The 681-nt window shown below is 74.3% G+C and carries 1 protein-coding gene; it reads right to left on the bottom strand.

Translation table 11 applies throughout. The features are described 5' to 3' along the window. Positions 1–681, bottom strand: a 681-nt coding sequence (locus FV223_RS29265) for an FtsX-like permease family protein (RefSeq protein WP_147730070.1), incomplete at both ends; no start/stop codon positions are given.

Genomic DNA, 681 nt, shown 5'->3' with positions numbered 1-681 from the left:
CCAGCCGCAGCAGGCCGAAGGCGAGGCCGGCGGCGGCGATGAAGATCAGCGCCACGCGCCGGTCGAAGGCGGTGCCGACGGCGAGCCCCACCAGGGCGGCGAGCGCCAGCGCCAGGGTCGCCCGGTAGCGCGGGCGGATGCCGCTGGCTGCCGGGTCGACGGCGTCGCGAAACAGCCCCGAGACCGGGACGTCGTGGGCGCGCCCCAGGGGCGTGATCGCGAAGGCCAGGGCCGTGAGGAGCCCGTAGGCCGCCGCCTGGAGCAGCTCGAGGGGCGCCAGCGTCGGGTTCAGCGGCAGGGGCAGGCTGTCCCGGAACAGCGCGTCGAGGGCGAAGGGCAGCGCGGCGCCCACAGTGAGCCCGATCGCCGTGCCGAGCCCGGCGATCAGCATCACCTGCGTCAGGTACAAGGCGACGACCTTCGAGCCCGGCGCACCGACGCTCTTCAGGGTCGCGATCGAGGGGCGCTTGCGCTCGACGAAGGCGTTGACGGCGTTGGCGACGCCGACCCCGCCGACGATCAGCGCGGTGAGGCCGACCAGCGTCAGGAACTGGGTGAAGCGCTCGATGCTCTTGGAGAACCGCGGGTCGGCATTGGTGCGCGCCCGCATCTCCCAGCCGGCCTGCGGAGCGGCCGCCGCGATCCGGGCGGTGTGGACGAGATGCCCCCCGGAGAACACGC

The organism is Methylobacterium sp. WL116 (genome assembly GCF_008039455.1).
Classification (GTDB): Bacteria; Pseudomonadota; Alphaproteobacteria; order Rhizobiales; family Beijerinckiaceae; genus Methylobacterium.
The sequence above is the reverse complement of the archived record's forward strand: the minus strand, read 5'-3'. Positions and strand labels throughout refer to the sequence as shown.